Origin of the sequence: Escherichia coli (genome assembly GCF_036503815.1) — a bacterium.
In the GTDB taxonomy this organism is placed as follows: Bacteria; Pseudomonadota; Gammaproteobacteria; order Enterobacterales; family Enterobacteriaceae; genus Escherichia; species Escherichia coli_F.
In genome coordinates, this window is sequence record NZ_AP027764.1 from 3526503 (window position 1) to 3537022 (window position 10520).

Below are 10520 nucleotides of genomic sequence, written 5' to 3' on the forward strand. Positions count from 1 at the left end.
TCTTTTTTGTTGAGGGGCACCTTTTAACATTTAGTGCCCATCGTCGCAAGACACAATCCACGCGGTTAAACCGGGTATCCTGCTTTTATTTCCGTACCCGATGTCGGTGCAGCCACATCAGCTTATACGCCGCCGGGATAATAAACAGCGACAGCAAAGGTGCGGTGATCATGCCGCCAATCATCGGCGCGGCAATCCGGCTCATCACCTCTGAACCTGCCCCCGTTCCCCACAAAATCGGCAGCAGACCCGCGATAATCACCGCCACCGTCATCGCTTTCGGGCGCACACGCAGCACTGCGCCGTGATACAACGCCTCATCCAGCTTCTGCTCGCTGAATGTTTGCGGATTATCCAGGGATGGATCTGCCTCTATGGCGTGACGTAAATACATCAACATCACCACGCCAAATTCGGCGGCGACCCCGGCGAGGGCGATAAAGCCAGTGCCCGTCGCCACGGAAAGATGAAAGCCCATCCACCACAGCAACCAGATGCCGCCCACCAGCGCAAACGGTACGCTGCTGATAATCAGCAACGCTTCGCCCACCCGACGGAACGCCAGATACAACAGCACGAAGATGATCATCAACGTCATCGGCACCATGAGTTTCAGCTTGTGGTTGGCACGCTCCAGCAACTCGAACTGCCCGGAGAATGCCACGCTGGTGCCCGGTTTTAACTGCACTTTCTCGGCAATCGCTTTTTGCAAATCGTGAACCACCGACACCATGTCACGATCGCGGGCATCGATATAAATCCAGCTTGTCGGGCGCGCATTCTCGGTTTTCAGCATCGACGGTCCGGTAGAGACTTTAACGTCGGCCACATCCGCCAGGGTGATTTGCTGCTTCATCGGCGTCAGGATCGGTAGCTGGCGCAGCGCCTGTGGGCTATCGCGCCAGCTTTGCGGATAACGCAGATTAATTGGATAACGGGCAATCCCTTCCACCGTTTCACCAACCATCGCCCCACCCACCGCAGATGTCACAAACAACTGCACATCCGCCACCGTCATACCGTAACGGGCGGCTTTTTCACGGTTGATCTCAACGTTGATATAGCGCCCACCTTCCAGACGTTCAGCAAGGGCTGAAGCCACGCCTGGCACCGTTCGCGCCACTTCTTCAATTTGCTCCGCCATCGCGTCGATATCCGCCAGCACAGTGCCGGAAACTTTAATGCCGATAGGGCTTTTAATGCCGGTCGAGAGCATATCGATACGGTTACGGATTGGCGGCACCCACAGATTCGCCAGCCCCGGCAGACGCACGGTGTTGTCCAGTTCCTCAATGATTTTGTCCATCGTCATGCCTGGCCGCCACTGATCCTGTGGCTTAAGCTGGATGGTCGTTTCTACCATCTCCAGCGGTGCGGAGTCGGTGGCGGTTTCCGCTTTCCCGGTTTTGCCAAACACCCGCGCCACTTCCGGCACGCTCATAATCAGCTTGTCGGTTTTTTGCAGCATACTCGCCGCCTCCGCTGCGGAAATCCCCGGCAGCGTCGATGGCATATACAACAAGTCGCCTTCATTGATCTGCGGTAAAAATTCCCCGCCAACTTTATTGAGCGGCCAGAGAACCGTAAGCACCGAAAGCGCTGCCACCAGCAGCGTGGTTTTCGGCCAGTGTAGTACTTTCAGCAACAGCGGATGATAAACACGAATCAAAAAGCGATTGAGCGGGTTACTGCTTTCTGGCGGAATTTTGCCACGGATCCAGTAGCCCATCAGGATGGGGATCACTACGATCGCCAGCAGCGCCGCGCCCGCCATCGCATACGTTTTGGTGAACGCCAGCGGGCCAAACAGACGCCCTTCCTGCCCTTCCAGGGTGAAGATCGGGATAAACGACAGCGTGATAATCAGCAGACTGATAAACAGCGCTGGCCCCACTTCAACAGATGCATCGGTGATCACCTGCCAGCGCGTTTTATTATCCAGCGTGGCGTCAGGATGCTGGTGCTGCCACTCTTCCAGCCGTTTATGCGCATTCTCGATCATGACGATAGCGGCATCGACCATCGCCCCGACGGCAATCGCAATACCGCCCAGCGACATAATATTGGCATTCAGTCCCTGGAAGTGCATGACAATAAAAGCAATACACAACCCCAGCGGCAACGAAATAATCGCCACCAGCGCCGAGCGCACATGCCAGAGAAACAGCGCGCAGACTACCGCCACCACAATAAACTCTTCCAGCAGCTTGCCGCTGAGGTTGTCGATGGCACGGTCAATAAGCTGGCTGCGATCGTATGTTGTAACTATCTCCACGCCTTCCGGCAGACTGCTTTTCAGCGTTTCCAGTTTGTCCTTCACGGCGGCGATCACTTCACGGGCGTTTTTGCCGGAACGCAGGATCACCACCCCGCCCGCCACTTCGCCTTCACCATTGAGTTCGGCAATGCCCCGGCGCATCTCCGGGCCAACCTGGACCTTCGCAACATCACGCAGATAAACGGGCACACCATTTTCGCTGGCTTTTAAAACGATGTGATTAAAGTCGTCGAGCGTTTGCAGATAGCCGCTGGCGCGCACCATATATTCCGCTTCCGCCAGTTCGATCGACGAACCGCCCGCTTCCTGGTTTGAAGCATCCAGCGCATTTTTCACTTCGGCGAGACTGATGCCATACTGCGCCAGGCGCTGAGGATCGATAACCACCTGATACTCTTTCACCACACCGCCCACCGACGCCACTTCCGCAACGTCAGGGATGGTTTTCAGCTCATATTTGAGAAACCAGTCCTGCAATGAACGTAAATCGGCCAGATCGTGCTTACCGCTGCGATCCACCAGCGCGTATTCATAGATCCAGCCAACACCCGTGGCATCTGGCCCCAACTCGGCGCTGACTCCCGCAGGCAGCTTACCCTGTACCTGGTTGAGGTACTCCAGCACCCGCGAGCGCGCCCAGTACGGATCGGTGCCATCTTCGAAAATGACATATACATAAGAGTCGCCAAACTGCGAGAAACCGCGCACAGTCTTCGCGCCAGGTACTGACAACATGGTGGTGGTTAGTGGATAAGTCACCTGATTTTCAACGATTTGCGGTGCCTGACCGGGATAGCTGGTTTTAATAATCACCTGCACATCGGAGAGATCCGGCAGCGCATCCACTGGCGTGTTAATGATAGTCCAGGTGCCCCAGATACTCAGAAACAACGCGCCCATCAGCACCAGAAAACGGTTCGCCACCGAGCGACGAATAATCCATTCAATCATTGGTTATTCCCTCAATGCGCATGGGTAGCACTTTCAGAGCGCATCCGCTCCAGTGCGCCAGAAATATTGGCTTCAGAATCAATCAGGAACAGGCCGCTGGAAACCACCTTTTCACCTTCCGCCAGACCAGAACGTAGCGCGGTGACGCCTTGCGACGCCTGGAAAACAGCAACGCGTTTCGGTACAAAGCGCCCGTCGGCATCAACGGTAATCACCCGCTGTTCGTTACCAGTATCAATCAGTGCCTGTGACGGAATGAGCAGCATCGGTTCGCTGGCGGTGTTGAGTTGCAACCAGGCGTTCATTCCCGGTTTTAGCGCTTCGTCAGCGTTGTCGACTTCCAGACGCAGTTGCAGCGTGCGGGTCGCAGCATCCACGCCGGGTAACAGCGTCCATTTGCGGATGGTGAGAGTTTTATCCGGTCGCGCCGGAACGGTGAGCGTAAACTGCGAGGCATCTTTCACCAGCCAGGCGATGGACTCCGGGATCGCAGCAGTGACCCACACCGGGTCCATACCCTGAATTTTCGCGACCACGTTATCTTTGGCGATATTCATTCCCGCACGCAGATCAAACGCAGTGATCACGCCATCAATAGGGGCTTTGAGCGTAAAGCGAGTCTGGATTTTTTGCGTGGTAATCAGGCGGCGAATATCGGCCTCCGGCATTCCCGCCAGTCTCAACCGCTCAAGAATGCCTTCAGTCTGGGTCGCCGTCCCGCCGGTTTCGCGCAGCAGTAAATACTCACTCTGCGCTTCCACCCAGTCGGGAATGGTCAGGTCGAGAAGCGGTGTGCCCTTTTGCACTTTATCGCCCACGGTGAGCGGATACACCTTGTCGATAAACCCGGCGGCGCGGGCCTGCACAATGGCAAACTGATACTCGTTGTAACTCACATTCGCTGGGAAACTCTGGGCAAAAGTCAGCGGCCCGCGCGTGACGGTCGCCATTTTCACCCCCAGATTTTGCGTCTGGGTCGGGTCAATGCGCACACCAGACGCAGAACTCTCTTCATCGGCATATTTCGGCACCAGATCCATATCCATAAACGGCGATTTACCTGGTTTATCGAACCGCGTATTGGGATACATTGGGTCGTACCAGAATAAGACTTTACGTTCTGCGGTCGACGTTTTTTCTGCGGGCGGTTCAGCCTTTGCAAACCAGGTAAAACCTGCCGCAGAAATAATACCGCCCGCGATCATGCTGCCGATAATAAGCGCGATTTTTTTCATCTCATTAAACCTGGGTTACTGGCTGACTTTAATATCCTGTAATAAAGAAAGGTTGCCCTGCTGGACAAAATTAAACGCTACTTTGTCGCCAGTTTTAATTTCACTCATTTTCGTCTGCGGGGTGATGGTAAAGCGCATGGTCATCTCCGGCCAGTTCACGGCAGCAATCGGATCGTGATGGATGGTGATTTTTTTGCTTTCCAGATCAACACCTTTTACCACACCGGTGGCGCTAATAACCTGTGGTTGTGCTTCGCTCATGGTTTCATGGTGATGTTCGTTAGCCTGGGCATTAAAGCCAATAACAGTAAACAGACTGAACATTGCAACTTGCAGTGCTTTTTTCATTTATTCTCTCCTGGAGTTAAAATTTATTGCTGCCAACCGCCACCCAGGGCGGTATATAAGGAAACTTCGTTAACCTGACGGGCATAATTCAGGTCGAGTAAAGTTTGTCGGGTTGCAAATAAGGAACGCTCGGCATCCAGCACTTCCAGATAACTTACCGCGCCGTGCTGATATAATGCCCGCGCCCGTTGCAACGTAATTTGCAGCGACGCCAGATAACGCTGCTGGGCGCTGATTTGATCGTTCAGGCTTTTACGTAATGCAAGCGCATCTGCCACTTCTTTAAAGGCGTTCTGAATTTTCTGTTCATAATTCACCACCGACTGCTGCTGGCGAATTTCGGCGATATCCAGATTGGCCTGGTTGCGTCCGGCATTAAAAATGGGGATCTCAATTTTAGGAATAAAATTCCACATCCCGCTGCTGGCGTTAAATAATGACGACAGATCGCTACTGGCGGTTGATATTCCGCTGGTCAGGCTTATAGACGGGAAAAATGCCGCACGCGCAGCACCAATATTGGCATTAGCCGCCATTAATGCGTGTTCAGCTTCCATAATATCCGGGCGCTGCAATAAGATTTGCGACGACAAGCCCGCCGATAATTTAACGCTTTGCAGGCTGTCGCTGTTTACTGTCTGCGCTTGCGGCAGCTTGCCGTAGTTTCCCAATAACAGTTGCAATGCATTATTCGCCTGCGCCAGTTCCCCCTGACGTTTAGCGATATCACTGCGGGTACTTTCTATCACCCCGCGAGCCTGTTCCAGCGCCAGAACATTGCTGCTACCGGTCAACAGTTGTTTTTCAACAAACGCATATGACTGCTGATAATTACGCAGCGTTTCTTCGGCTATTTGTAATTGCGCATAAGCCAGTTGCTGATTGAAATAGCTTTGCGCGACATTAGAAACCAGCAGAATATGCACCGCGCGCTGAGCTTCCTCAGTGGCTAAATAATTTTGTCGCTCGGCTTCGCTCATGTTCTTTAAGCGACCGAAAAAATCGAGATCAAAGCTGGCGTTAAGGCCAGTCGAGAACTCCCGCGTCGTGGCTGAATCGCCTTTAAGATTGCCGCTCCAGCTGCCGCTGCCCTCGCCATTGAGCTGTGGGTAGCGGTCGGCATCGGTCAGACGATATTGCGCCCGTGCTTCCTGCACTTTCAGCGTCGCCATGCGCAAATCCCGATTATTCACCAGCGCCTCGCTAATCAGCGTCTTCACCTGATTATCAACAAAAAAGGTGCGCCAGCCCGCGTTCTGGTAGTTATCTACCGCGTTAACCAGGCCGTTCTGGCTGAGTGAGAACTGCTGCGGCACAGGCATTGCCGGACGCTGATATTCCGGTGCCAAAGAACAACCGGTTAACGCAAGGGCCACACAAAATGGCAGAAGTTTACAAGGAAACATAGGCACATAATTTCTGGTGATTTTATGCCACCAACTTTACTCGCCAGGCTCTGATTTTCCGGTGACAGGAAAATGACAATACTGTCATTTTGCCAATAAGCGATTGCCATCTGATCCCGCTACTCTAGAATTGCCCGGGCAACATGCGGAGGAAATATGAAACTGTTGATTGTCGAAGATGAAAAGAAAACCGGCGAATACTTAACCAAAGGGTTAACCGAGGCCGGTTTTGTGGTTGATTTGGCCGATAACGGGCTGAATGGATACCATCTGGCGATGACAGGTGATTATGACCTGATAATCCTAGATATTATGCTGCCGGACGTGAACGGCTGGGATATCGTGCGTATGTTGCGTTCCGCCAATAAAGGGATGCCGATTCTGTTGCTTACCGCGCTTGGCACCATTGAACATCGCGTCAAGGGGCTGGAGTTGGGGGCAGATGACTACCTGGTGAAGCCGTTCGCTTTTGCTGAACTGCTGGCACGGGTGCGCACTCTACTGCGGCGCGGGGCGGCGGTAATTATCGAAAGTCAGTTTCAGGTTGCCGACCTGATGGTCGATCTCGTTAGCCGCAAAGTCACCCGCAGCGGCACGCGCATCACTTTGACCAGTAAAGAATTTACTCTGCTGGAGTTTTTCCTCCGCCATCAGGGTGAAGTGCTGCCCCGCTCGCTTATCGCCTCGCAGGTGTGGGACATGAATTTCGACAGCGACACTAACGCTATTGATGTGGCGGTGAAGCGGCTACGCGGCAAAATCGACAATGATTTCGAGCCAAAGTTAATTCAGACCGTACGCGGCGTAGGTTACATGCTTGAGGTGCCGGATGGCCAGTAAGCCGTTTCAGCGCCCGTTTTCGCTGGCAACCCGCCTGACCTTTTTTATCAGCCTTGCCACCATTGCAGCGTTTTTCGTCTTTGCCTGGATCATGATCCACTCGGTAAAAGTGCATTTTGCCGAGCAGGATATTAATGATTTAAAAGAGATTAGCGCCACATTCAAGCGCGTTCTTAATCATCCCGAAGAGACACAAGCCCGACGCTTAATGACGCTGGAAGATATCGTCAGTGGTTATTCCAACATGTTGATTTCTCTGGCAGATAGCCACGGTAAAACGGTGTATCACTCCCCCGGTGCGCCGGATATCCGCGAGTTTGCACGTGATGCCATACCCGATAAAGACGCTCGGAGCGGCGAGGTGTATCTCCTTTCCGGCCCGACAATGATGATGCCAGGCCACGGTCACGGGCATATGGAACACAGCAACTGGCGGATGATTAACTTGCCGGTTGGCCCGTTGGTGGACGGCAAACCGATTTATACGCTCTACATCGCGCTGTCTATCGATTTTCATCTTCATTACATTAATGATTTGATGAATAAACTTATTATGACAGCATCGATCATCAGCATCCTGATCGTCTTTATCGTGCTGTTGGCGGTACATAAAGGCCACGCGCCAATTCGCAGCGTCAGCCGTCAAATCCAGAACATTACCTCGAAAGATCTCGACGTTCGCCTCGATCCACAGACCGTGCCCATTGAACTGGAACAACTGGTGCTGTCGTTCAACCATATGATCGAGCGTATCGAGGATGTCTTTACCCGCCAGTCCAATTTCTCAGCGGATATCGCCCACGAAATTCGCACGCCGATTACGAATCTCATAACGCAAACGGAAATCGCCCTCAGCCAGTCGCGCAGCCAGAAGGAGCTGGAAGATGTGCTCTACTCTAATCTCGAAGAGCTGACGCGAATGGCGAAAATGGTCAGCGATATGCTGTTTCTCGCTCAGGCCGATAACAACCAGTTAATCCCCGAAAAGAAAATGCTCAACCTGGCGGATGAAGTTGGCAAAGTGTTCGATTTTTTCGAGGCGTTAGCGGAAGATCGCGGCGTAGCACTACGGTTTGTTGGCGACAAATGTCAGGTTGCGGGCGATCCGCTGATGCTGCGCCGGGCGCTAAGCAACCTGCTTTCTAACGCCCTGCGTTATACGCCGCCCGGAGAGGCAATTGTAGTGCGCTGCCAGACGGTCGATCACCAGGTGCAAGTTACCGTCGAAAACCCCGGTACGCCCATTGCGCCCGAGCACTTACCGCGTTTGTTTGACCGTTTCTACCGCGTTGATCCTTCCCGCCAGCGAAAAGGTGAAGGTAGCGGCATTGGGCTGGCGATAGTGAAATCGATTGTTGTCGCGCATAAAGGCACGGTTGCGGTAACGTCAGATGCGCGGGGGACAAGGTTTGTTATCGGGCTACCGGAGAGGGAGTGATTGGTCAGATAATGCAGTGGATGTTAATTGAATTGAGAATTAGCTATTTCGTCACGAGAAAAAGCGTAAAATCCGTTTCGTGCAGATGGTGAGTTTTATCAGGGTATGGCGCTAGCGCAACTGCCTTCGGATAATATATATAGTGTGAATGTATACCCCAGATAACTTCACCATCCAAATATATTCTTGAGATTAAAATATCGTATATTAATCGTATGGGTGAAAATCCTGTTAATATTTTAACGAATCATGAGTACTATAAAGTGGAAAAAATCATAGAACAGATAAAACCATTCTGGACAAAATATGATTCTTTGTCAGAAAAAGATATGATGTTGTTAGAGTCCAATTTCACGCATCGTTTTCCAGAAGATATGAAAGAGTTTTTTCTGTGGTCTAACGGTGGAGCAGGTAAATTTCACAATATTTACATTTCCTTGTGGCCATTAGACGAAATCAAGGAATTAAATGATGGTTATTTAATCAATCATTATCTAGGTGAACAGTTCATGGCTTTTGGTTCTGATGGTGGGCCGATATGTTTTTTACTGGATTATCGTAATCCAGAACACACCAGAATATCTTCCGTAAATTTTGGTGACCTGGATATAGCTGAAGTAAAACAAATAGCAATTTCATTCGATGTTTTTTTAGAGTTGGCAGGAAATGGAGAAATTATAAGTAATAATTTATAATCAAGTAATTTCCCCTCACGCTGGCGATTGTCGTGGAATGCAGCGAAATTAATTTTATGAATAATAAAGTATTAGGGCAGGATTAAGACATAAGATACGGATAAAATTCTCATATACAAAGGATTACGAATGGCAACTGCAAGGATAAATGTTTTTTGCACGAATGAAGAGCTGTCTGATTGGCTCGCTATTATAGCCTCAAAGTATCAATTACATTCGATTTGGTTTGCGCTACAAGATGAATACTCTCAACAACTAAATATTTTAACAGAAAAAAAATCCCTGTTGTAGCATATCGAATTTATCTTATGCCCAGCATTAAATCTAATAATAGAAAAATAAAGTTTAGTAGCATTGATCGTTGTTGTGGTTGGATTGAAATAAAACCGGGGCATTTAGTTGAGCATACCGGGGTAAAGATGTTACAACTTACTGAAATTAACACTACTGATTCTGAGGATAAATTAATATGTTTATGCAAAGCCATTAACTGGCTTAAACGACAGATTAAAACCAATGAATTCTCCGGTGTAACGGGAAGGAATATAATTTATGGTGGGAAAACTATTTACCCTCATATTTTCTATACGCATCAAGCTAAATCTCTTTTTTATGATAAAGTTATATGGAAACAAGACTTCCTATTCAATTCTGTCTATGAACCATTTTCACCTTAATTCTTTCAGCAAACTATATTAACCACGATGAATATGACTAAAAAAGAAGCATTAGCATTCCTTGCTCTAAATCAATCTATGCCTAATGATTATGACATCACTCAGGAACTTATCGATAAATATGACGACGTAAGACTTTATTTTTGTGCAAATCCTGCTGAAGAGGCCATACCGTTATTTTTACAATCCTTTGGGGAAGGTGATGGCTTAGGAGTATATCAGTTGGTCGAAGATTTTTTGTACAAGTGTGATAAAAACATTGTAGCTTCAAATATAGCCAACATACTGGAAAATCCTCTGACAATAAAAAGTGTCCGATATTGGTGTACATTATTAGCAATGGCTTTTCCCGATAACACCTTAATTAAAGGATTAAATATTTCTCTACAATCTGATGATGAAGATACCCGAGACATGGCTATGTTAAGTTTAAAGATGATTACAGAGGAATATAAAACATTTGAATTCCAATAATTCCCCCTTGCATAAAAGATCACCATCATGACAAAAACACAAGCAAAGTTGCTTATTTATAAAGCATTTGTTATTTTAACGTTCATTATTTCCCGGTTGAATATTAAACTTAATTAATCTAAAGAGAAATGAAGTTAGCCTTCCTGTACCCACAGCAACGCCGTCTTTTTGTTCAGCA

9 protein-coding genes are annotated in these 10520 nt (G+C 49.5%); 5 read left to right on the top strand and 4 right to left on the bottom strand.

The window, feature by feature from the left end; all coding sequences use genetic code 11:
- Window positions 1-85: 85 nt before the first annotated feature.
- The 4 genes from cusA to cusC are packed head-to-tail and all read right to left on the bottom strand — an operon-like array spanning window position 86 to window position 6218.
- Window positions 86-3229, bottom strand: coding sequence for a Cu(+)/Ag(+) efflux RND transporter permease subunit CusA (gene cusA, locus AABJ99_RS16990; RefSeq protein WP_039021588.1), 3144 nt, complete (start codon window positions 3227-3229; stop codon window positions 86-88).
- 11 nt (window positions 3230-3240) lie between these two features.
- Complete coding sequence (cusB, locus tag AABJ99_RS16995) at window positions 3241-4464, bottom strand: Cu(+)/Ag(+) efflux RND transporter periplasmic adaptor subunit CusB (protein ID WP_039021587.1); 1224 nt, start codon at window positions 4462-4464, stop codon at window positions 3241-3243.
- Between the two features lie 15 nt (window positions 4465-4479).
- Entirely contained in the window at window positions 4480-4812 is a 333-nt protein-coding gene (gene cusF, locus AABJ99_RS17000) for a Cu(+)/Ag(+) efflux RND transporter periplasmic metallochaperone CusF (RefSeq protein ID WP_000709873.1), read from the bottom strand.
- Between the two features lie 23 nt (window positions 4813-4835).
- Complete coding sequence (gene cusC, locus AABJ99_RS17005) at window positions 4836-6218, bottom strand: Cu(+)/Ag(+) efflux RND transporter outer membrane channel CusC (RefSeq protein WP_039021586.1); 1383 nt, start codon at window positions 6216-6218, stop codon at window positions 4836-4838.
- A gap of 156 nt (window positions 6219-6374) precedes the next feature.
- On the opposite strand from cusC, the gene cusR reads away from it, so the two are divergent.
- From cusR to AABJ99_RS17030, 5 genes are all read left to right on the top strand, one after another.
- Entirely contained in the window at window positions 6375-7058 is a 684-nt protein-coding gene (gene cusR / locus AABJ99_RS17010; protein WP_000770953.1) for a copper response regulator transcription factor CusR, read from the top strand.
- Window positions 7048-8496, top strand: a complete 1449-nt coding sequence (cusS, locus tag AABJ99_RS17015; RefSeq protein WP_338387387.1) for a Cu(+)/Ag(+) sensor histidine kinase CusS — start codon at window positions 7048-7050, stop codon at window positions 8494-8496. Before cusR ends, cusS begins: the two co-directional genes overlap by 11 nt.
- Before the next feature lie 263 nt (window positions 8497-8759).
- Complete coding sequence (locus AABJ99_RS17020; RefSeq protein ID WP_237710163.1) at window positions 8760-9191, top strand: SMI1/KNR4 family protein; 432 nt, start codon at window positions 8760-8762, stop codon at window positions 9189-9191.
- A 308-nt stretch (window positions 9192-9499) separates the two neighbouring features.
- Window positions 9500-9868, top strand: coding sequence for a hypothetical protein (locus tag AABJ99_RS17025; protein WP_236474927.1), 369 nt, complete (start codon window positions 9500-9502; stop codon window positions 9866-9868).
- A gap of 33 nt (window positions 9869-9901) precedes the next feature.
- Complete coding sequence (locus AABJ99_RS17030; RefSeq protein WP_039021593.1) at window positions 9902-10342, top strand: hypothetical protein; 441 nt, start codon at window positions 9902-9904, stop codon at window positions 10340-10342.
- The last annotated feature ends 178 nt before the right edge of the window (window positions 10343-10520 follow it).